This is a genomic window from Agarivorans sp. QJM3NY_29 (assembly GCF_050870835.2).
Lineage (GTDB): Bacteria > Pseudomonadota > Gammaproteobacteria > Enterobacterales > Celerinatantimonadaceae > Agarivorans.
In genome coordinates this window covers 4,737,268-4,758,471 of record NZ_CP194036.2, presented here as the reverse complement: position 1 = coordinate 4,758,471, position 21,204 = coordinate 4,737,268, and the positions used below count along the sequence as shown (strand labels likewise).

The 21,204-nt window shown below is 47.4% G+C and carries 19 protein-coding genes; 5 read left to right on the top strand and 14 right to left on the bottom strand.

What is annotated here, in order from left to right; genetic code table 11:
* The first annotated feature begins 121 nt into the window (after nt 1–121).
* Nucleotides 122–364, top strand: coding sequence for a GNAT family N-acetyltransferase (locus ACRRS0_RS21640; RefSeq protein ID WP_432455527.1), 243 nt, complete (start codon nt 122–124; stop codon nt 362–364).
* A gap of 318 nt (nt 365–682) precedes the next feature.
* Here the strand turns inward: ACRRS0_RS21640 and ACRRS0_RS21635 are convergent, their stop codons facing one another.
* The 6 genes from ACRRS0_RS21635 to ACRRS0_RS21610 are packed head-to-tail and all read right to left on the bottom strand — an operon-like array spanning nt 683 to nt 5,721.
* Nucleotides 683–1,078, bottom strand: a complete 396-nt coding sequence (locus ACRRS0_RS21635) for a hypothetical protein (RefSeq protein WP_432455528.1) — start codon at nt 1,076–1,078, stop codon at nt 683–685.
* Nucleotides 1,075–1,509, bottom strand: coding sequence for a YHS domain-containing (seleno)protein (locus ACRRS0_RS21630; protein WP_432455529.1), 435 nt, complete (start codon nt 1,507–1,509; stop codon nt 1,075–1,077). The genes ACRRS0_RS21635 and ACRRS0_RS21630 overlap by 4 nt, the downstream gene beginning before the upstream one ends.
* A 10-nt stretch (nt 1,510–1,519) precedes the next feature.
* Nucleotides 1,520–2,305 (bottom strand): NRDE family protein, encoded by a 786-nt coding sequence (locus ACRRS0_RS21625; RefSeq protein ID WP_432455530.1) that lies wholly within the window; start codon nt 2,303–2,305, stop codon nt 1,520–1,522.
* Entirely contained in the window at nt 2,306–2,818 is a 513-nt protein-coding gene (locus ACRRS0_RS21620) for a hypothetical protein (protein WP_432455531.1), read from the bottom strand. It lies immediately after the preceding gene.
* A complete protein-coding gene (locus ACRRS0_RS21615) occupies nt 2,802–4,583 on the bottom strand; it encodes a lysophospholipid acyltransferase family protein (RefSeq protein WP_432455532.1) in 1,782 nt (593 codons plus the stop codon). Before ACRRS0_RS21615 ends, ACRRS0_RS21620 begins: the two co-directional genes overlap by 17 nt.
* A gap of 10 nt (nt 4,584–4,593) precedes the next feature.
* Nucleotides 4,594–5,721, bottom strand: coding sequence for a D-alanine--D-alanine ligase (locus tag ACRRS0_RS21610; RefSeq protein ID WP_432455533.1), 1,128 nt, complete (start codon nt 5,719–5,721; stop codon nt 4,594–4,596).
* A gap of 322 nt (nt 5,722–6,043) precedes the next feature.
* On the opposite strand from ACRRS0_RS21610, the gene modF reads away from it, so the two are divergent.
* The 4 genes from modF to ACRRS0_RS21590 all read left to right on the top strand — a co-directional run bounded on the left by modF (nt 6,044) and on the right by ACRRS0_RS21590 (nt 11,260).
* Nucleotides 6,044–7,489 carry a molybdate ABC transporter ATP-binding protein ModF gene (modF, locus tag ACRRS0_RS21605; RefSeq protein ID WP_432455534.1) on the top strand — a complete coding sequence of 482 codons (1,446 nt, stop codon included), beginning with the start codon at nt 6,044–6,046 and terminating at the stop codon, nt 7,487–7,489.
* Nucleotides 7,482–8,291 carry a CLCA_X family protein gene (locus ACRRS0_RS21600; RefSeq protein WP_432455535.1) on the top strand — a complete coding sequence of 270 codons (810 nt, stop codon included), beginning with the start codon at nt 7,482–7,484 and terminating at the stop codon, nt 8,289–8,291. Before modF ends, ACRRS0_RS21600 begins: the two co-directional genes overlap by 8 nt.
* Nucleotides 8,292–8,492: 201 nt before the next feature.
* Nucleotides 8,493–9,527 (top strand): extracellular solute-binding protein, encoded by a 1,035-nt coding sequence (locus tag ACRRS0_RS21595; RefSeq protein ID WP_432455536.1) that lies wholly within the window; start codon nt 8,493–8,495, stop codon nt 9,525–9,527.
* Nucleotides 9,528–9,529: 2 nt separating this feature from the next.
* On the top strand, nt 9,530–11,260 hold the full coding sequence (locus ACRRS0_RS21590; RefSeq protein ID WP_432455537.1) for a diguanylate cyclase domain-containing protein: 1,731 nt from the start codon (nt 9,530–9,532) through the stop codon (nt 11,258–11,260).
* Nucleotides 11,261–11,304: 44 nt separating this feature from the next.
* Here the strand turns inward: ACRRS0_RS21590 and ACRRS0_RS21585 are convergent, their stop codons facing one another.
* The 8 genes from ACRRS0_RS21585 to ACRRS0_RS21550 form a co-directional block, all read right to left on the bottom strand.
* Nucleotides 11,305–12,483, bottom strand: a complete 1,179-nt coding sequence (locus ACRRS0_RS21585; RefSeq protein WP_432455538.1) for a sugar ABC transporter permease — start codon at nt 12,481–12,483, stop codon at nt 11,305–11,307.
* Between the two features lie 3 nt (nt 12,484–12,486).
* Nucleotides 12,487–14,010: a xylose ABC transporter ATP-binding protein gene (locus ACRRS0_RS21580; protein ID WP_432455539.1), complete on the bottom strand. Its 1,524-nt coding sequence runs from the start codon at nt 14,008–14,010 to the stop codon at nt 12,487–12,489.
* A 60-nt stretch (nt 14,011–14,070) separates the two neighbouring features.
* Nucleotides 14,071–15,063, bottom strand: coding sequence for a D-xylose ABC transporter substrate-binding protein (xylF, locus tag ACRRS0_RS21575; RefSeq protein WP_432455540.1), 993 nt, complete (start codon nt 15,061–15,063; stop codon nt 14,071–14,073).
* A 374-nt stretch (nt 15,064–15,437) separates the two neighbouring features.
* Nucleotides 15,438–16,394 carry an o-succinylbenzoate synthase gene (gene menC, locus ACRRS0_RS21570; RefSeq protein ID WP_432455541.1) on the bottom strand — a complete coding sequence of 319 codons (957 nt, stop codon included), beginning with the start codon at nt 16,392–16,394 and terminating at the stop codon, nt 15,438–15,440.
* A gap of 66 nt (nt 16,395–16,460) precedes the next feature.
* Nucleotides 16,461–17,306, bottom strand: a complete 846-nt coding sequence (gene menB / locus ACRRS0_RS21565; RefSeq protein ID WP_432455542.1) for a 1,4-dihydroxy-2-naphthoyl-CoA synthase — start codon at nt 17,304–17,306, stop codon at nt 16,461–16,463.
* Between the two features lie 9 nt (nt 17,307–17,315).
* Nucleotides 17,316–18,095, bottom strand: coding sequence for a 2-succinyl-6-hydroxy-2,4-cyclohexadiene-1-carboxylate synthase (gene menH, locus ACRRS0_RS21560; RefSeq protein ID WP_432455543.1), 780 nt, complete (start codon nt 18,093–18,095; stop codon nt 17,316–17,318).
* Nucleotides 18,085–19,818: a 2-succinyl-5-enolpyruvyl-6-hydroxy-3-cyclohexene-1-carboxylic-acid synthase gene (gene menD / locus ACRRS0_RS21555; RefSeq protein ID WP_432455544.1), complete on the bottom strand. Its 1,734-nt coding sequence runs from the start codon at nt 19,816–19,818 to the stop codon at nt 18,085–18,087. The genes menH and menD overlap by 11 nt, the downstream gene beginning before the upstream one ends.
* The gene (locus ACRRS0_RS21550) at nt 19,805–21,130 is read right to left on the bottom strand and encodes an isochorismate synthase (protein WP_432455545.1); all 1,326 of its coding nucleotides are present in this window, start codon (nt 21,128–21,130) and stop codon (nt 19,805–19,807) included. The genes menD and ACRRS0_RS21550 overlap by 14 nt, the downstream gene beginning before the upstream one ends.
* Between the last annotated feature and the right edge of the window lie 74 nt (nt 21,131–21,204).

Genomic DNA, 21,204 nt, shown 5'->3' with positions numbered 1-21,204 from the left:
ACGGAGTTTAAATAAACATTGAAGTATTAGACAATCCTACTCAACAGCCGATTGATTATCTCGATAAACAAATCAAGGACTTTAACTCGCCAATTGGGAAATTACCGAAAGAATTCCGCTCGTGGTTCAACTGAAAAGTAATACCGGTGAGGTGATTGCTGGTGCGATCACTCGCTCTTTTGGTGATTGCTTGTTATTGGATACGCTAGGGGTTTGTGAAGCATTACCCGGTCAAGATATTGGTCGTCAAATTTTAAATAAAGTAGAGCAAGTGGGGAAATTTCGGGCTTGTCTTAAGTGCTTCTTGCACTCACTAGATTTTCAAGCCATGCCCTTTTATAAACCGCAGGATTATCAAGTGTAGTGGGTGCAAGAAGGTTACCCCAAAACGGGCTGTCAGTACTTCATGGTGAAACAACGATAGTGTTGCCAAGACATGTTGTAGAGCGTGTTTCAATTTTCTACGAGGTGCTGAGAGGGCAGTGATAGATCACTGGCTATTGCAGGCGAAATCAGCGGATAGATGTTCCGTTGAAGCTTTAAACCATGGTCGTTGATGGGGCTCGCTTTGGCATTTTGAGACTTCGCCAAGCCTCATGCCCCTCACTTCTGAAATCCGTGATTTATTTGATGTGAAATACTTTTAAGACATTACTTCGCTGAGGATTAAAATCCCTTTGAGTCATGATTTGCTTGGTTGCAGCTGTTGGCAGTAGCTCCATAAATAGAGGCTTCCGAATAATACGCCGGGTAGCATCGCTTGCTGCCAATTTGGGGTATGTTGCCACAGGTGTAACAGGCTGGGAATGCTCAGCATTACCAACCAACTTAGCAGCATTGCTAAGTAACGGATGTGCTGGTGATACCCCCAGCGTTGCAATACTGCTCGAGCGACATAACTAATCAAGGCCGTTGAAACAAACGCGTAGCTGCCTTGTACCAGTCCGGCTCTTAAGCTGACAACTGGCCCATATTCCCGATTAACCAAAGCGGCCCAAGCGCCGTATCCCAGTGCCGCTAAGATGGCTATTTGCCAAGGGCTGAGGCCATTCACTAACTTGCTGTAGCGCTGTATCATTTCAGTACACTGGGCCAGTTTTTATCGGCGTCTGCAATATAGTTATCGCGTTGCGCGAGCCATTTTTTTTGTATTTCGGCATCGTAATTGAGATAGAGCTTACCTTGGTTCACGGTGAATTGCTCTGGCTCAATACTGGCGGTGCTATTGTTGGCGACGGCATAGGCGCAATAGCCGCCATACTGTGGGGCATATTTTTCCGGTTGCGCCTTAAACATGGCGAGATGTTCGGCATTACTAAATTGCCAGATCGCACCCTGCCACTGATATTGGTATTGCTTGCTGCCTTCTATCGGCGCATTGTCGGTGAAGTAGGCGACGCTGTCGTAGCCTTTAATTGCTAAATTGTTATACCAAGGCGTATAAATAGCATCGGCGGCGTAGCTGGTGCCAGATAGTAGTAGCAAACTAAATAGGAGCTTTTTCATCATGGTTCCTCTCTCATTGACTGGGGGTAAGGCGGATTAACTGGCGCTGCTGTCTATGCAATGACTGCCAGTCTCTTTTTGGATTTGCCGCTTGGTTGCGCCAGTGCGCTAAACTGTTTTCGGGGTAGTAGTTAAAATTAAGATTTTTCCTACCGAGGACCACTTGGCATATGCTTTTGCTGTGAGCATCTTGGCGATCCATTAATACGGATTCATTCGGCTGCTTGCCTTGTTGGAGGTGAACGGCTTGCAGTACACCGTTGGCCAACTGTTCTGCATTCTGTTTGAGATTTTCCTCCTGACTTTGCCACCATTGCGCAAAGTACTGTTGGCGCTTGGCGATAATCCGCTTGGTATCTAGCGCCGAAGAACTGAATAGCAGCGCTTTTTGAGTGACTGGACTGGTGCTGAGTTGTTGGCCATTCCAGCGGTAGTGTTGACATAAGTGTGGTGACATCATCAATAAATCGAAAGGATTATAGTCACGGTAATCTTGGTTGGTTAAATGTTCTTCAAGTGCTTCGGCTGCGCCAACATTGAGCGCCTGTGGAATGATGGTTCCGCGGCTTGGCGCATCGCTGTGCTGTGGATCTTGATAACGATTGAGTAAGGCCAGCGTTACCCCATGATTGTTCACTCCAAACCAGCTGCCACCCGCTTGAGCATCGCGTGGATATAAGAGCTGAGTGTTGCATATGCTGTGCTGGATGAGTCCGGCTTCATGACGAGTTCTTGCCTCATCACGATTCATGGTGATGACTAGCTGCTGTGGCAGGCGTATCAGGCTTAAAGTACACATTTAATTGGCCTGCTGACGCAGATAACTGGCGGTACTTGGTGCTATCCCAATTTTGGCATTTACCAGCAGCCCGAGTTCTTTAGCTACCAGCTTGGCGTAGGCGACATGGTGCACCGTATGATTAATTAGATAACAAAGTTCTCGGTCGATGCTGCTGTCAAATTGCTGGCTACACTGCTGCACACTGGAAATTTCAGATTCAACTCGAATGGGCGCGTCTGCGAGCGTAGTCTCGCTTACCGAAAACCAATGGTTCAGTTGGTGAATGAGTTGTAATGCAATCATTGGGTCCTGTTCTAACTGACTGTCGCGATGACGCTGATTGTAGTCGATACAGCCTTGTTTAATACCTTGTTGTAGTGCTAAAAAGTGGTCCAAAATATGTCGCACATGGCGTCCTATCCCAGATTCACTGTGTCGTGAGGGTTGATTGTAGCGTTGTCTATCACTGGCTTCGACTAAGTGTTGTACTTGTTGCAATGCCCCGATGGTTGCCTTATGCAGCGGCTTCATTATGTCTCCATTTAGTTAAAAATATTTCACTACCCGTTTGACCGAGATAACGCCGTAAATATTTCTGAGGGGTCTTTCTAAGATCAACAATAATTAACCCATCGAGTGATTGATTGAAGCGGTTGTTCACCGAGAAACAAACAAAACGACCGTTTAGCGCTAAATAATGACGTAATAAAATTGGGATCGATTTCCCCGGTTCGCATTGCCCAATCAGTTTGTTTAAGATGGCGATATTACTTAAGGATGCGAGTACCTTGGTAGTCCATACCTTGCCTTTAACCTTGAGAGGCACCATTGGCTTGACGTCATTTAAGTAACGTTGTTCAGCCCGAAAGGCAGAAATCATAGAGTCAGATATAAAAGCTTGGGCGAGCTCAGAATGCTCTTGAGAGATACTGACACAGCCAAATAAGGTGTGATATTGCGGATGTTTGGCAACATAGTGACCAATCCCCTGCCAAAGCAAGTCGAGAGCCCGCGGATGGCGTTGATACTTAGGAACCACAAACGACCGCCCCATCTCCAGACAGTCACCCATGCGTTGCAGATATTGTGGTTCAAAATCATACAGAGAGCGGCTATATAAGGCTTTAATGCCATGTTGTTTCACAATCTCATTGGCTTGACCTAAACGATAACCGCCAACTAAGCAATTGGCTTGTTTATCCCAAACAAACAGGTGCAGGTAGTGAGGGTCAAACTGATCACTATCGAGTGGTTTTCCGGTGCCTTCGCCAGCGGCTCTGAAGGTGACTTCTCTGGCGAGAGCTATTTCATCCATCATCGGGCCTAATCGTGAGTATGGGGCACAATAGACTGCAAAGTTGCGTCGTTCGAGTAACATGCAATCTTCGAGCGCTTGTAATTGCTGACGTAATTGTTGGCGGCCATGGGGCAGGCTTTCAACCAAGTGTAGCGGGGGATATTTCGACACCAGCTTGGGAGTGGTGAGTGGCGATAAACTCAGTAGGTCGGTGGCGACTCGAAAATAATCAGTCACGGCTTGCTCATCGGCTAAGTCTTGATAGTCCTTAGGGGCAATCGTTTGACCTAGCTGCAGGGTAAATTCACGGCCACGTTTATTCACCAGTTCTCGGGGCAGCAATAGAGTTCTGAGTCGACGATGTACGAGGCCGGCTAAATAAAACAGCTTCGAGTTGCGGCCTGAGACAAAACAGGGTAGTACCGTCGCCTGATAACGCAGCGCCAAACGACCAACCAAAGTATGCCATTGACGGTCTTCAATTTTGCCGGTGTCGGTATTGATGGCCGAGACCATGCCCGCAGGATAAATCATCAGCGCGCCGCCCTTGGCGAGGTGCTGGCAAGCCGCTCTGATCCCTTTGGCGTTAGCTTTGGTAGCATTTTTTGATAATACATCCACCCCAATGAATAGCTGGTTAAACTCGGGAATATTGGCCAATAGTTGATTGGTGAGCACCTTTAAGTCTGGCCTCACTTGTAGCAGTTGCTCACTCATCGCGACGCCTTCTAAACCGCCTAAAGGATGATTCGCCACAATCAATAGTGGGCCTTGTTGCGGGATAGTTTGAAAGATTTCAGGATTGTTGACCAATAATGAGAAATCCAGGCTGCGCATAGTATGACGTAAAAACGTAGCGGCGATGTGCTGCTTATCGGCGTGCCGTGGCCGACTTGCATAGTGCTTGGCCAAGGGCGAAAGAGCCAGTACCTGCTCAAGGATGCGTGCCAGCCATTGGGGACGCAGCTTTAGCTTAAATGGGTTATCGAATTTTTGCATGGACTGCTCCTTAGTCTGTTTCTGGGTAGCTAGCGCTTAGTTCGCGCTCGTGTTTCCAGCGAACCAGCAGTTCTTTAAATTTTGGTGGTTGATAGCCTCGTTTACGATTTGCAGCGCCGAGTTCGAACAGGGTTTTATATTGAAACAGCAATGAGCGGATTGCTTCTCGAAAAGAGGTATTGCGATCCCAAATATGTAGTGATTCAGAACTGGCGCTATTGATCTCCACTATTTCTAAGTTTTTGCCCTGTTGTAACTGCTCTATATCGGCAAATTTTATATCCATGCGGCCGTAATAAAACTCTGGTAGATCAGCCATGATCCGATTGATTGCAGCATTCAGTTGTGGCGTGATCAGATGCTGAGCATCGCGGAAAATAGCGCCACGACAGTGGCTGGCAGAGAATACCAGCTTATAAGGTTGGTCGAGGCGGAGCACTTCATCTAATTTGTCTTGGTGACGAGATAGATATAGGTGCTGTAATTGGCTGGCGCGGGGATCAGCTTGAATGAGTTGCCTTAAGGTACTGGTTCCATCGCCGAGTACATAGGGGGTGTACTTGAGTGCCAATGAGATAATTTTCCCCTCGGCTTGTTCAGGGTGACGAACAAAAAACACGCCCGCTTCCGCTTCATAACTGGCCAGTTTTTGGAGCAACATCACGGCATTGAGTGGGTAGCTGGCTAAACATTCGCGTAATTGTTTGGTGTTGTGCAGTAACTTGACTCCTGCACCTCGACAGCCGATATCGGGTTTTCCAACCAAGGGAAATTGCAAGTCACGTTGCGCCATTAAGGATATTAAGTCTTCAACTTGGCGTTCTAGTGGTGCGCCACTGCGAGTCACTTTTAACCAACGCAGCACGGCTTGTTCGCAGTGTCCTTGCGCTTGACAGAGTAATTCACTCTTGCCAACACCAACCATGCCCGCTAACGGCAACTTGGGGTTGGCGAGTAGTGGTAAAGTGAGCGAGCGATGCCGTAGGCTTAACAGTAAGCACTGTACCACGACTGGAATGTAGACTGCCCAAGTTGGCCAAAACTCAAAGAATGAGGTGGCTTTGCCACTCATATCTAAGGCGGGCATACCGGGAGAGACATAGGGTGTGGAGGGTTTATGATTTGATGCTTGAGTCACGGTATAGAGGCGTCCAATTATATTTGTTCTGCCCTATCAGACCTGAGAAACCCAATAAATAATTCAAGGTCTTCAAATTTAGTCCGCTGACAAGTGGGTAAGGATTTTCAAATTATGCTGAATATGGCAATAAAAGGGCTTCTTAAGCTGACTTTATGTCTCGGCTAGATTGGTCGTAGTGGGCAGTGAAATGCCAGTGTTGACCAATCGTCATGAGGGATTTAGATGAAGATAAGGGACGTTTAATTTATGCTATTGCGGCCAGGGATGAATCGTGTTTCATCTCCAACAAGTATCCCCTAAGGCTCTAGGAAGTATTTCGATGATCATACAAGACTTGGTACTGCTCGCCGGTGAGCGGCGTTTAGCAATCAAACATTGGTCGATAGCAGCAACTGAGCACTGGGCCATTTTAGGCCACAGTGGCAGTGGTAAATCTTTGTTGGGGGCGTGGTTCAATGGTGAATTAATTGCTCAAGCTGGCGAGTGTTGCGGTGCGCCGGAGCGAGTGGCTTTGGTCTCCCTAGAGCAGCAACAAGCATTGTTAGAGCGCGAGTTAGCCGAAGATGACAGCGATTTTAGTGACCAATTCGACCCCGGACATAGTGTGGCTGAATTATTGCTGCGGGTTAACCATGAGCCAGCGCAACGACAAGCAGTGATCGAACAGTGTGATTTAAGTGGTTTGTTGGCGCGTGGTTTTAAGCTGCTCTCTACGGGAGAAACTCGCCGAGTGATGCTGGCCTTGGCCTTACTTCGCCAGCCGCAGTTATTGGTGCTCGATGAACCCTTTGCCGGTTTAGATCTGGCGCACCAACAACAGTTACTGGATTTACTGGCCTCGCTTGCCCAGCAGAGCCAACTGATGCTGATTAGTTCGCGTGACGAAGAGCTACCTGCGGCGATCAGTCATGTTGCGGTGCTCGACGATCAGGCTTTGAGTCAACAACTCACCATCGAGCAATGGCGCGAGCACCCAGAGCGTCGTTTGTTAGAGCAACAGGCTGAGCGGCAGTCATTCGCGATTGTTGAAGGTTTACGCCAACAGTGCCAATCGCCGCCATCGGGTCCCTTGTTTTCGATCCGCGATGGGCAAGTGGCCTATGCCGGTGAAACGCTATTTGAGAGCCTAACTTGGAGTATTGAAGCAGGTCAGCATTGGCAAATTCGGGGGCCGAATGGCTGTGGTAAGAGCACTTTACTTAACCTGATCTTTGGCGACCATCCCCAGTGTTATAGTAATCAAATTGAAGTCTTGGGTTATTCTCGGGGAAGTGGCGAAAGCATTTGGGAAATTAAACGGCAAATTGGCATGGTTTCCTCGAGTTTACATTTGCAGTATCGGGTTAACTGCAGTGCTCTGGAAGTGGTGTTGTCAGGTCTTTATGATTCCATCGGTATCTATCAACAAGTTTCGGAGCTGGAACGACAACAAGCCAAGTTGTGGTTGGAACTATTTGGTTTAACTGAGCTGGCTAACTGTGGTTTTAAATCTTTATCCTACGGACAACAACGGCTACTGCTGATTGCTAGAGCCTTAGTGAAAGGCCCCGCTTTGTTATTACTTGATGAACCATGCCAAGGCTTAGATTTTTTACAGCGTCGTTTGGTGCTGAATGCCCTTGAGCGAGTCGCAAAATATCAACTGAGTCATCTGGTGTATGTGACGCACCATCAGCAAGATGCATTACCCAGTATTCACCATTTCATCGACTTTGTGGATGGTAAAATTCAGATCAGTCGTTCGCTAGGATCTGAGTTTGGATAAGTCGGAACCGGGTCAATCAGGTTTATATCGTGATTACTATCGGCGAGGGCCCGATTACCGTCATGGTGATGAAGTGGATTTTGCTGACATTAAAAATACTTTTGGTTTTGCGGGCTTAAGCATTGGCGCTTGGGTGACTGCGCAAGAAAAGGTGCTGGCCGCAAACTTATTATTTGATGCTTTGGCTGATCTTGCTTTTCTATTAAATTTGCCGCCTCAGGCCTTGGGGTTACGCGGTCATTTAAACTTGGCCTTTGGGCATGGCGGGCAGCGTTTAGCGCAAGCCCATTACGCACTCAATTCACGAACCCTTGCCTTAGCAAAAAATGCAGGGGCAGGTGCTTTGGCCCATGAATGGTGGCATGCCTTCGATCATTATATGGCCGATAAGTTATTTGTTGAGCCCGCGGCTATCCATGATTTTGCTTCAAGTCGCTGGTTGTCTGATGATCGGCAACGCCAGCATCCATTGAATCAACGCCTCAACCGCTTGTTTGCTGTGGCTCTATTAAGCTCAGATGGACAAGATCTAAACTCTTATGTGCGACGTTCGCTGGCCTTAGATAGGCAGTTTAAGCAAAGTTATTTTAGTCTGCCAACGGAGATGATGGCTCGTGCTTTCGAAGCTTGGGTGCAAAGTCGCGAGGAACTCAAAAATGCCTATTTGGTGAGTGGAACCAAGCAAAGTGAGCTTGCTCAAGCAGGGGCTTACCCAGATTCCGAACATCTGCAGCGGATTGGCGTTGCGCTACTGGCTTATTTTGAATCACTGGGTCAAGCGTTAACCCAAACTGAACTCTAATATTCATTTTTCTTGTAGCAATCAATCGTTCACACATGGATTTTGTATAAGCGCTGAAGAGTAAGCTAAGCTTTATAGCGATGGTTTGTTGAATGCGCTTAACTTTTAATTCACATTATGGACATTATTCGTATACTTAATCACTCTATTGTTATTTTACGTTTTATAGCTTAGCTCTAAGTAAACATCAAGGAACAAGGAATGTTGCGAGTTATATCAGCAGGTTTGCTGGTTGCTTGGTTAGCTATTTTGCCAGCGGTTGCAGAGCAGGTCGATTTGCGGGTACTGGCTTGGCCCGGTTATGCTGACAGCGATATTGTGACCGTGTTCGAGAAACGCTATCAAGTAAAAGTTAAAGTTAGTTATGTGACTAACGATGATGATATGTGGCTACGGATCGGTCATCAGCAGGGGGCTGATTTTGATGTATTTGCGGTGAATAGCGCCGAATTGCAGCGTTACATCAACGCTAATTTGACCCAGCCGCTCAATCCAAAACTACTGCCGAATGTGCTTCATCAACGGTCTCGCTTTAAGGCATTGCAATCGATCCCGGGAGCGACTCGCGGCGATGCCGTGTATGCGGTACCTTATACCTACTCTGAAATGGGGCTTATTTATAATTTAGCCATGTTTAAACAGCCTCCTACTAGTTGGCAGGTATTATGGGATCCCCGTTATCGTGCTCAAATTTTGGCTTATAACGGCAGTTCGCATAATTACTCTTTGGCGGCGATGGTCGAGGGGGTTGCTAATCCGTTTCAATTGGATGAGACGCAATTCAGGCAAGCCACCGAACGTTTAGTGGCTTTGCGACGGAATGTATTGACCTTTTATGCTTCCCCCGAGGAGGCGCTAGATTATTTTACTCAGGAAAATATAGCGCTGATGTTTGCTAACTATGGCGCGCAGCAGGTCAAAATGCTCACCGATGCTGGCGCTCAGGTTGGTTACGTGATCCCAAGAGAAGGAGCCTTAGCCTGGCTTGATTGTTGGGTTCTTTCGGCAGGCATGAAAAACTCAGAGTTAGCCCATCAATGGATTAATTACACTTTAGAGCCTTGGGTGAGTGAGCGTTTAACTCAGCGCCAAGGGCTGGCGAATACGATTGTACAAGATCCGCGAAGTGTTACCGAAGATAAAATTATCTGGCTACAAGCGGTAGAGGATCAGCAACGTCGTAGTCAAGTTTGGCAGCTTATTCTAAGTGGCAAAAATATGGCCACGATGGAATGACCATGAGTAATTCCATCTCACTTCGTCTTGGCTTATGGTTTTCAATGTTTGGGATCTTAGCCTCGATCGTGACGGCGACCATCAGTTATCACGAAAGCCGCGGTTTGCTCAGCCAAAGCGCCGAACGAGAACTAGCCACAACCACTCAAATATTAACCCGTGAGTTTAGTCGAACCATCGATGAAATTGCCAAAGATGCACGTTTTTTGAGTGCTATACCACAGACCGTCGGTTATTTTAGTACGCTTCAACCCGCTGAATTTGCCGAGCAACTGAATTCAATATTTACCCAAAAACTGAAGTTAAACTCTTCTTATTTTCAGATCCGTTTTATTGGTGCCGCCGACTTTGGTCGAGAGTTGATTCGGGTGGACCGTTTAAGTTCTGGTGTGGTTTCTCGCAGCCCTTCTGAGTTAGAAGAAAAAGCTCATTATCCTTATGTTTTTCGAACGTTGCGGCTTAGTCCGGATGAAGTTTATCTATCGGATATTGAAATTCATACCGAGCAGGGCTTGGAAGTGGATTTGCATCATCCAACTTTAAAGGTTGCTTCGCCAGTGTATGTTGATGGTCAGACGCTCGGTTTGGTGGTGATTAATGTAAGTTTGACCCAATTGTTTAGTTTATTACAGGCGGATTTACCAAAAGGTGTTGATATTTATCTGAGTAATCAGCACGGTGATTATTTAGTGAATCCAGATTCTGATAAGCAGTTTGGTTTTCATTTTGGCCACCGCTATTTAATTCAACAAGATTTTCCCGAAATGGAAGCGTTATTTAGTAACCATCAACCGCTGACCTATGTATTGCCCTCCTCTGTTGGCGTGAATTACCAACGGGCGGTATCATTTACTGCGTTGTTTTATGGTTCTATCACCAATCAAAAAATGGCGGTATTGGGTTTGGCTAGCCCTTTACCAAGCTTGAGTGCGATTATGGATGTCTTGGCTGGTTCAATGATTAAGGTGTGTTTGGGTTTGAGCCTATTGGGATTATTGACCTCACTGTTGTTTGCTCGGATTTTGTCGATGCCGATCCGTAATATGGTGGCGGCAGTGAAAGATTTTTCTGCGGGCCAGTCGTTGGATCAGCGTTTATTACCAAGCGACCGTAATGATGAGATTGGTTTACTTGCGAATAGTTTCTATGCCATGTCGCAGCAAATTAACCTGCAGATTAAAATACTGAAAGACAATGAGACTAATCTACGTCATCTCGCCAGTCACGACGGTTTGACTGGCCTGCCAAATCGAGCGCTGTTCTTGGAGCAGTTAAATGCCTCGATGCGTCAAGCACAACTTAGTGAGACTCAATTGGCAGTCGTGTTTATTGATTTAGATGATTTTAAACAGGTGAATGATAGTTTTGGTCATGCTGCGGGTGATCAATTATTGCAGCAAGTTGCGCAGGTGGTGCGAGACACCATTCGAGCGGAAGATTCGGTGGCTCGTTTTGCGGGAGATGAGTTTATGCTCGCATTGACTTCGATAGACCAGCATCAGGATGCATCGTCGGTGGTGAATAAGGTTTTAAGTCGTTTAGCCGAAGAAATATATTTGGATACTCAGGTTCATCCGGTGTACGCCAGTGTTGGCATCAGTATTTATCCGGGTGATGGCATTAATGCCGAAATGTTGATCCGAAATGCTGATGCCGCGATGTATAAAGCCAAGGAAAAAGGTCGTAATTGCTTTTGCTTTTACGACCTTAAATCAGCTCAGTCCAACAATTAAGCAGCCTGGTGTGCGATCATTGTCGGCTTGCACAGCGTGCTGTTTTAAGCGCGTTTTTTACTGGCAACATCCATCCATACTGCGAGTAGCAAAATACTGCCCTTAATGATCGATTGCCAATAGGTCGGTACATCCATCATGCTCATTCCGTTGTCCAGACTGGCCATGATAAAGGCGCCTAAAACAGCTCCGAATACGGTACCGACCCCACCCGCTAAGCTGGTACCGCCAATCACACAGGCGGCAATTGCATCCAGTTCGGCGATATTACCCGCCGAGGGGGAACCCGCGCCTAAGCGGGAGGCCAAAATTAAACCTGCGACCCCAACTAATAAACCATTAATGGCAAATACACTGAGTTTAGTTTTTTCTACATTGATCCCTGATAGGCGGCTGGCTTCGAGATTACCGCCAATGGCATAAATACGCCGTCCAAAAGCGGTTTTTTTGGCCATGAATGCGGCGATAAACATCAAAACTACCAATAGTAGTACCGGGGTGGGGACGCCGCGATAATCGTTGAGCAACAATATTGCCGCTAAGGCAAAAATTGCGATAAAACCAAATTTCAGTATATCCCCGGCAATGGGACTGTTATCTAGCTGGTGGGCACTACGGTTTTTACGTCGTTTGCCTTGCCAGGCAAAGAATACGATCAATGCGCCAACAGTGGTCATTAGCGAAAACAGATCGGGGAGATAGCTTTGGCCAATAATCGCCATACTGGGGCTGGTGGGCGCCACGGTACTGCCACCAGTAATACCGATCAGAATACCTCGAAAGGCCAATAAACCGGCGAGAGTGACGATGAAAGAAGGCACTCTGCGATAGGCAACCCACCAGCCATTCCAAAGCCCGAGCAGTAAGCCAGCACATAAGGTGAGAACAATGGTGAGAGGCAAGGGCAGTTGCCACCATACATCCATAATTGCAGCAGCGCCGCCGAGTAGCCCCATCATTGAGCCGACCGATAAATCAATCTCAGCAGAAATGATGACAAAGACCATACCGATGGCGAGGATCCCTGTAATTGCAGTTTGTCGTAACAGGTTTGAAATATTACGAGGGGTGAGGTAACTACCGTCAGTAGCAAAATAGAAAAACAGCATGATCAAAGCAATAGCGGCAAACATTACTAATACCTGTAGCTGCATTTTTTTCAGTTTATCCATCAAGTTGCCCTTGACTGCAGGGGGGGTGATGGTGGTTTCTTGACTAGACATGTTTTACTCCTCGGCCAATGCACAATCCATCACCATTTCCTGGCTCAGGTTTTGATTGTCTAATAGGCCTTTTAATTTACCTTCGTGCATCACCAAGACTCGGTCACTGATCCCTAATACTTCGGGTAATTCTGAAGACACCATAATGATGCTAATTCCTTGTTTAACAAGCTGAAAAATAAGTTTATAGATCTCATATTTAGCCCCCACATCGATCCCTCGTGTTGGTTCATCGAGAATTAAAATACGCGGTTTTAGTAGCAGAAACTTCGCCAAAATTGCTTTTTGCTGATTACCGCCACTAAGGCTTTTAATCGCCAAGTCGGCAGAAGCGGTTTTGACTTTGAGTCGTGCGATGGATTGGTCTATTGAGGCCTGTTCCGCCGATTCGTTTAAGGCTTGAGCGGGGCCAGTAAACATATTTAATCCTGCCAAGGTAATGTTATGGCCAACGCCCATGATCGGAACAATCCCGTGACGCTTGCGATCTTCAGGTACCATGGCAATGCCATATTTGAGAGCATCCCGATTATGACGGATCTTAATTGGCTGACCGTCTAGTTCGATCGGACATTGATAAATGCCCGCATAGGAACCAAACAAGCATTGCATCAGTTCGGTGCGGCCCGACCCCACTAAACCGGCGACCGCTAATATTTCGCCCTTATGTAGGCTAAAATTGACTTGGTCCACTTGCTTTAAGGGCGAGCCTTTGGTGAGCTTGGCATTCACTGGCCCAACTTTTAATACCACGTCACCGATCGGATGTTCTTCCCGAGGGAACAGTTGTTTGAGTTCGCGGCCAACCATCATGCTGATAATATCGTCGGTGCTCATTTGTTTGGCTGACTGAGTCCCAATATGCTCACCATCGCGAATAATGCAGATGCGGTCAGAGATTTCTTTGACTTCGGTGAGCTTGTGAGAAATATACACACAGCTAACGCCTTCACTGCGCAGCTGTTTGACGATGTCTAACAGTATCCGAGTTTCCGACTCGGTGAGTGGGGCGCTGGGTTCATCTAAGACCAAAACTTCGGCTTGTTTGGATAAGGCCTTGGCTATTTCCACTAGTTGTTGCTGGCCGACGCCTAACTCGCGGATCGGTGTATCCGGCGAAATATCTAAGTTCACCCGTTGCAACAGGGCTTTGGTTTGCTGAAACATTGCGCTGTGATCCAGCACGCCATAATGGCTGAGCTCGGCGCCCAGAAAAATGTTCTCCAAGATCGATAGTTCTTTCACCAAGGTGAGTTCTTGGTGAATAATCGCAATGCCTTTTTCCTCACTATCTCTGACATTGTGTGAAATTAAGGGTTGGCCTTTGTAATGGATTTGACCTTGATAAGATCCGTAGGGGTGCACCCCGGTGAGCACCTTCATTAAGGTTGATTTACCCGAACCGTTTTCGCCGCAAAGTGATACCACCTCACCGCGCTCAAGATTAAAATTGACTCCATTTAAGGCCACCACGCCGGAAAATTTCTTAACAATGTTAGACATTGTTAATAAGCTGGTTTGACTCATAAGTGCTCCTCAAAAGGCGGGGAAGGCCCCGCCTTTCAATACCGCTGGATGATCAGAAGGTTATTGGTAAACGTCTGCTTTGGTGTGGAAACCATCGGCAAGAATCGTGCTGTCGATGTTGTCTTTGTCTACGGGGATCGGAGTTAACAAGTAAGCGGGCACATCTTTGGTGCCGTTGTTTAAGCTCGAGTTGGCTTTGGGCATTTTGCCTTCGCCCATTTCAACCGCTAATTCGGCTGCGGTGGTGGCTAATAGCTTAATGGGTTTGTAAATCGTCATGGTTTGCGTGCCAGCAAGGACCCGACGAGTTGCTGCTAAGTCGGCATCTTGACCGGAAATAAAGACTTTTCCGGCTAAACCTTGCGCTTCAAGCGCTTGAATTGCACCACCAGCGGTGGAGTCGTTGGAGGCAACAACAACATCGATATTGTTGTTATTGGCGGTGAGTGCATTTTCCATGATTTTTAATGCGTTTTCAGCGAGCCAGCCATCGACCCATTGATCGCCAACCACTTTAATATCGCCTTTGTCGATCAGCGGTTGCAGGATATTCATTTGTCCTTGGCGGAATAATTTCGCGTTGTTGTCGACAGGTGAGCCTCCCATCAAAAAGAAGTTGCCATTGGCTTTATGTTGGATCAACGCTTTGGCCTGTAATTCACCTACTTTTTCATTGTCAAAAGATAGATAAAAATCGATGTCTGCATTATTGATTAAGCGGTCATAGGCGAGCACTTTAATGCCCTCAGATTTTGCTTCAGCGATAACATTCGACAAAACCTTGCCGTTGTAAGGGATAATTACTAATACATCGACACCGCGAGAAATCATGTTTTCAATTTGAGATATTTGTGCAGTCTCGTTGCTATTTGAAGACTGTACGAATACTTTGGCACCAAGCGCCTCAGCTTTCTCAACAAAAAAATCGCGGTCTTTCTGCCAGCGCTCTAGACGTAAATCATCGATGGCTAAACCGATTTTTACGGTTTTGGCAAAGGCTGGTGTGGATAGGGCTAATACGGCTGTACAGATTAACATGATCAGCTTTTTCATATATGGCTCCTTGCTTGATAGCTTGTTTTATTATGTTTTTATTTAGGGCGATTGTGCCTGGCGAGAATTACATCGTTCGGCCAATCTGCTCTAGTTGTAGGGTGTAGAGGTCATCCCAATAAGGCACTCCTCAGCAATCAGCCTAAGTCGATATTGGTAAACAACCAATGACGCTTTTTTGTACGCTTATGACGTTTATTCACAAACGTAGTGAGAGTGTGACAAGGCTCTAGAAAACGCTTTTTAAGTGATGAGCGATGCTTGAATGAGATCTGGGGTTTCATCGAAAACGCGGCAAGATGCTATGAATTGGCTGCTCAAAAGTTGAGCTGGCGGTGCCGTTATTGATTTATTTAGGGTCACCGCTGAGCGAATTAGTGGTTATTTTGAAGTTGTTGGATCAGCTCAAGTTGAATGGTTTGGTCGCTAAATGCTTTAAGTGTGTCCAGTCCTGGCGCTTGCTCGGGAGTAAAGTCTTTCGCCATGTTCTGGATCCATTGTAAACCTATTTCACTTTCGTAGGCTGAGCTGAGTACACAGCTAACCTGGTCGGCATGCGCTTGATCAATTAAGCTGGTACAGCGATGCCATGTTCCGATTAGACTCGGCTTGAGTACTAAGCTGCGTAAACCGTCGAAGTAGTGGTAGCGATAACTGCTATCTTGTAGGGTTTCATCTAGAGCTATTCCGACTTGGGTTCGCTTGGCGAGCATCGCGCACTGTTGGCTGTTGACAAGCGGTTCTTCGATGTAATCAATACGATTTAAATCGATATTTTCTAATACATAAATTGCTTGGTTCCAGAGCCAACTTTGATTGGCATCTAAACGTAAACGCAGTTGAGGATAATGTTGTTGCAATTGGGTAATTAGCTCTAGATCACTTTTAGGGGAGTTACGAGCCACTTTGAGTTTGGCTAAAGTTGCATGACTCTGGTCTAAGGTTTGCTGGCACTGGGCGAAGTCACCGTCTAATAGGGGGTACGCGACCTTGATCGGTACTTCTGGGGGCATACCCGCGACACAGCAGTCGATGGCAAAGGCGACACTGGGATAGAACTTGCGAATACTATGGCCCTGTAAATAATCCAGTAGTTGTTGCTCTGCTTGGTCGAGCGTTTCTTCGCTAAAGCCCGGCAGCGGGGCAACTTCCCCACGACCTCTTCGTCCATCGTTAAAACAGACGTCCAGATAGAGACCTTGCCGTTGGCTGATTTGCTGTGGACCAAGGTTAATTGGGTGACGAAGTTGCAGAGTATAGCGAGAGATCTTTGCGCTTTGCCAATTACAGAGCATACCGAGTTCCTTATTCGCAGGCGGGATGAAAGACATTTTCATCCCTTAAATTAATCACAGCAAGTTAACTTACTAATATTAGATGATTAATTTGTTATTTGCCTAAGGGTTCCTTTTAAATTTATTGAATTCCGGAGGGCGCTTCTCGTTAAAGGCGTTGCGTCCTTCTTGGCCTTCTTCGGTCATATAAAATAGCATGGTGGCATTACCCGCGAGCTCTTGCAGGCCTGCTTGTCCATCACAGTCGGCATTCAATGCGGCTTTCAGGCAACGTAGCGCCATTGGGCTGTTTTGCAGCATTTCACGACACCACTGTACGGTTTCGGCTTCCAATTGAGCGTAGGGCACCACGGTGTTGACCAAGCCCATGTCGAGCGCCTCTTGGGCATCATACATTCGACAGAGAAACCAAATTTCGCGGGCTTTTTTCTGACCGACGATGCGTGCCATGTAGCTGGCTCCCCAGCCACCATCGAAGGAGCCAACTTTAGGCCCAGTTTGGCCAAACTTAGCATTATCGGCGGCAATGGTTAGGTCGCACATCATGTGTAAGACATGACCGCCACCAACAGCATAACCAGCTACCATCGCGACCACGGGCTTGGGACAGGTCCGAATTTGTCGTTGAAAATCGAGAACATTCAGATGATGAGTGCCCTGATCGTCTTGATAACCGCCATAATCCCCCCGTACCGATTGGTCACCACCAGAGCAGAAGGCGAGCTCTCCTTCACCAGTTAAAATAATCACCCCGACTTCAGGATCAATTCGCGCATCGTGCAAAGCATGCATCATCTCTTGCACCGTTAACGGTCGAAAAGCATTGCGAACCTGCGGACGATTAATGGTGATTTTGGCGATACCGTATTTCGATTTATGGTAGTAAATATCTTGGTAGTCATGGTTGACGTTTTGCCAATTTACTGGGGTGCGTTCAATTGTAGTCATGTTTTTCTCTTATATATTTTTAAGACACTGAGTGAGTTGTTGGGAAAACAGCGCCGGTTGTTCAAAGTGGCAATTGTGCCCAGCATTGGCAATGTGATGCCAATGCTGTTGCGGATAATCTTGCTGTAGCTGCTTGGCTAGGCGCTGGTAGTTATGGTCTAAACTTCCGCCGATAAAATCGAGCGGCATTTTTAAGCGTCTTAGCTGCTTTGAGAGGTCATCTTGTAAACCTAAACTACAGGCGGTTAAGGTTGCAGCTAGGCCTTGACGATCTTGGTGGCTGCGTTTTCGTATCAGTTGCTGGCGTTGTAAGCTCGATAAATTGCTAAACACCGCCTGTTGATACCAATCGTTTAATAGCTCTTCCAGCGGCTCGTTTAAGCAACGGTCGGCCCAACGGTGATCCTGTACTAAACGTTGTTGGCGAGCTTGAGCGTCGCATAAACCTGGGTGAGCCGATTCAATAATCAGCTGCTGCAAGCCTTTGGGAGCGAGTAGTGCGTGATGTAAAGCTAAGCGGCCTCCGAGGCTGTAACCGAGTAATCGGTATTGGCGTACTTTCAGGCGTTTGAGGCAGGCGCTCAAGCGATGACTAAAGTCTTTGAATGCTGCGCGCGGTTTCAACCGTTGCTGCCCGCTCAAACCATGACCAGGAATGTCGATGGCGACGCAGTAATAATCAGCGCTTAATTCGGCGATGACTGCCTGCCAGTCGCTGCCATTCCCCAAGAAACCATGTAACAGCACCAAGCAGGGATGTTGACTTTGTCCATAAACACTAAAGTGCATGCTGTTGACTGACCTCGCTGAGTAAGGCCTGATAACGCCGACTGGCATCACCGGCGGAAAAACAAACCTCAATCAAACTCGCGCCTTGATGTTGCTGTGCTTGCTTAAAGGCTTGCTCGAATTGCTGCTTGCTCGAGACTCTGTGGAAGGGCAAGTTAAATAACTGCGCGGCTGCGGCGAAGTTGGTTTGTTGGGGCAATTGGTAATAGTCCTCGGCCAGTTGCTGGTGCTGCTCGGGCTCACCCAGTTCAGGCAGTAAACTAAAGATCTCGCCGCCTTGATTATTCAATAAGATGATCACTAGCTTATGTTGGTTGCGACTCGCCAGCGCCAGTGAATTCAAGTCATGCAGTAGCGAGGTATCGCCAATCACTAAGCTGGTTGATCCAGCCAAAGCCTGACTAATTCCGACACTGGTTGCCAGCAGACCGTCGATGCCCGAGGCTCCGCGGTTGGCAAAATAATTTGTGGCAGCGCAGCTCTGGCCTAAGAGTTCGAAGGTCCGTATCACCATACTATTGCCCATAAAGAGGGTTGAGCCAGGTGCTTGTAAGGCGCTGATTTGAGCACTGATCGATAGCTCTGAATAGTCTTGCAGATGCTGCTGCACGATGGGTTGAATTTGTTGCTGTGCCTGGAGCCATCGCTCTAAGTAAGCGCCACTACTTGGCTGCTTCGCCAGATGGCTCTTGAGCCAAGTAGTGGGCTGGCACTGCCAGCGAATTTGTTGTTGATGCTTGGGATTTAGTCTCTGCTGTGCGGGATCAATTAGCCACTGCTGTGTCGAGATCTTGGCCAACCATTGGCTGAGACGTTTGGCGACCAGATGCGCGCCAAACTGGATCACTAAATCCGGTTGATTAGCCGTGGCAAAGTGCTGGTTGGCCAGTAATAAGTCTGCTTGAGTGATGACTTTGCTATCGACTACTTGCCAATGGCTCTGACAATCGACTACCACTGGCCAATGGTGTTGCTCAGCCCAAGCGATAATCGCCTGAGTCTGTTCGGGCAGTTGTTTACCAACTACCACTAACACTTTGCTGTTGCGATCCAAGCTTGACCAAGCCGCCGAGCAAGTGGGGCTCTGAGGGCTGATGACTACTTGGTAATAGGGTTGGTCACTGTCGTGCCAAACGGCTAAGTCAACTAGGTGGCTGGATAAATCTTGTCGCGCCTGCTGTGGGTAAAAGGGTTCTCGATAGGGGCAATTAAGATGTACCGGGCCAGCGGTTTGTTGTTGCATGGCCAAGGCCTGACCTAGTTCCGTGAGCATGCTACTGGGTGACATGGCGAGGTTGGGTTCGGCTAAACTGGCTTGGTAAATCGGGTAGTCGGAAAAAATCCTACGCTGATCAATGGCTTGATTGGCTCCCACCGCAAGCAACTCTTGGGGGCGGTCGGCACTGAGGATCAATAGTGGCACGCCGGTTTGCCGTGCTTCAATTACCGCCGGATATAAGTTTGCGACGGCAGTACCAGAGGTGGTGATAATTGCCACCGTTTGTCGGCTAGCCTTGGCTAGACCGAGGGCGAAAAAGCCAAGACCACGTTCGTCAAAGTGAACCAGACTTTGGCAGCCAGGGTGATTAGCGACGGCCAAGGTTAAGGGGGTAGAGCGAGAGCCCGGCGCGATACAAAACTGGCGAATACCATGGCGCAGACAGTCTTCAATCAACAGTTCCGCCCAAGCGATATTAATATTTTTGGGGTTACTTTTGTTCAAGGGCGTCCTCATCGACTAATTGTAATACGGTGGCGATTTTGTGGTTGAGTTCTTGCCATTCTAGCTCAGGATCTGAGCCGGCGAGGATCCCCGCGCCAGCAAAAATAGTCAGTTGTTGAGCACCGACCAAGGCGCTACGGATCGCGACCGAAAACTCACTTTGCGCGCCACTAAACCAGCCGACGGCACCGGCATACCAGCCGCGAGCGTATCCTTCATGCTTTAAGATATATTGGATCGCCGAACTGCGCGGTAGACCGCCGACGGCGGGGGTTGGATGCAAGGCATGTAACAGAGTACTATCATCCAAATCGGGACTGATTTGAGCAATGATCCGTCGCTTTAGATGTTGCACCTGAGCTAGCTTGACGAGCTCTGGCTCGGCCAAGGTTTGTACATGTAAGCTGAGTTCGCCGAGACGACAGCTTAAGTCATCGGCCACCAATTGATTTTCTCGTTGGTTTTTTGCGTCATCTAATAAGGCCTGTCCAAGTTGTAAATCTTGTTCTGGAGTTGCGCCTCTTGGGGCAGTTCCGGCTAGGGCTTCACTGGTCAGCTGGCTTCCTTCCCGTGAATACAGGCGCTCGGGGCTACAGCCAACAAAGCAGTGAAAGCCATCAAACTGAAATAAGAAGCTATAGCACTGAGGCTCTTTTTGTTGCCATTGTTGCAACAGTGAAAAAGCATTAATATCAGCACTTAAGCTCAGACTTGTCTGCCTAGATAAGACCACTTTTGCAGTATGCTGCTGAAATTCACTGCTGGTGACCTGTGTCACCAGTTGCTGCCATTGGGCTTGACTGGGCTGGTCGTGACGACTTAGCACTGTGAGCTGGTTTGGTTCGATGGTTTGAGTGGCTTGGAGCGATGAAAAAGCTTGTTCGATCCGTTGATATTCTAAGTCGATTTGTTGTTCAAAATTGGCATTAATGAGGAATTGAAAATCTTCGCCATTGCCTCGGATCTCAAAGCGCGGCAAAATAAAACGCTGTTGTGGGAAACTGGGCCACGATGCGGCTTGTTCCGCAAAGGCAATACCACCATAGAATCGCAGTTGATTGTTTTGGGCGTTGAGTTGTTCACACTGAGCTTGTAGTTGTTCCTGACCAATCAGTGATTTTGCGGCACCGACAAAAGCCACTTGTTGCTGATGTTTATCCCGCCAGTAGCCACGAGTATGTTGTTGCTGTTGATTTAACCAGGCTAATAAATCTAATTTAGGCAAGCGGATGCAGGCTTGCTGAAAACCATGCTGTGGCGCCTTTTTTAGTTGCTGCATCAGCAGTTTAAATTGATTATAAGAGAGCTGCACCTTTACGATTCCTGCTATCGACGACCGTCTCAATGTAGCGGTTTTTTTTATAACATCATAGTCAGATTTGGTTC

What these genes read in the sequence shown, in the direction of transcription:
- ACRRS0_RS21635 (WP_432455528.1), bottom strand. Translation starts at nt 1,078, where the DNA reads ATGATACAGCGCTACAGCAAGTTAGTGAATGGCCTCAGCCCTTGGCAA.
- ACRRS0_RS21630 (WP_432455529.1), bottom strand. Translation starts at nt 1,509, where the DNA reads ATGATGAAAAAGCTCCTATTTAGTTTGCTACTACTATCTGGCACCAGC.
- ACRRS0_RS21625 (WP_432455530.1), bottom strand. Translation starts at nt 2,305, where the DNA reads ATGTGTACTTTAAGCCTGATACGCCTGCCACAGCAGCTAGTCATCACC.
- ACRRS0_RS21620 (WP_432455531.1), bottom strand. Translation starts at nt 2,818, where the DNA reads ATGAAGCCGCTGCATAAGGCAACCATCGGGGCATTGCAACAAGTACAA.
- ACRRS0_RS21615 (WP_432455532.1), bottom strand. Translation starts at nt 4,583, where the DNA reads ATGCAAAAATTCGATAACCCATTTAAGCTAAAGCTGCGTCCCCAATGG.
- modF (WP_432455534.1), top strand. Translation starts at nt 6,044, where the DNA reads ATGATCATACAAGACTTGGTACTGCTCGCCGGTGAGCGGCGTTTAGCA.
- ACRRS0_RS21595 (WP_432455536.1), top strand. Translation starts at nt 8,493, where the DNA reads ATGTTGCGAGTTATATCAGCAGGTTTGCTGGTTGCTTGGTTAGCTATT.
- ACRRS0_RS21590 (WP_432455537.1), top strand. Translation starts at nt 9,530, where the DNA reads ATGAGTAATTCCATCTCACTTCGTCTTGGCTTATGGTTTTCAATGTTT.
- ACRRS0_RS21585 (WP_432455538.1), bottom strand. Translation starts at nt 12,483, where the DNA reads ATGTCTAGTCAAGAAACCACCATCACCCCCCCTGCAGTCAAGGGCAAC.
- ACRRS0_RS21580 (WP_432455539.1), bottom strand. Translation starts at nt 14,010, where the DNA reads ATGAGTCAAACCAGCTTATTAACAATGTCTAACATTGTTAAGAAATTT.
- xylF (WP_432455540.1), bottom strand. Translation starts at nt 15,063, where the DNA reads ATGAAAAAGCTGATCATGTTAATCTGTACAGCCGTATTAGCCCTATCC.
- menC (WP_432455541.1), bottom strand. Translation starts at nt 16,394, where the DNA reads ATGTCTTTCATCCCGCCTGCGAATAAGGAACTCGGTATGCTCTGTAAT.
- menB (WP_432455542.1), bottom strand. Translation starts at nt 17,306, where the DNA reads ATGACTACAATTGAACGCACCCCAGTAAATTGGCAAAACGTCAACCAT.
- menH (WP_432455543.1), bottom strand. Translation starts at nt 18,095, where the DNA reads ATGCACTTTAGTGTTTATGGACAAAGTCAACATCCCTGCTTGGTGCTG.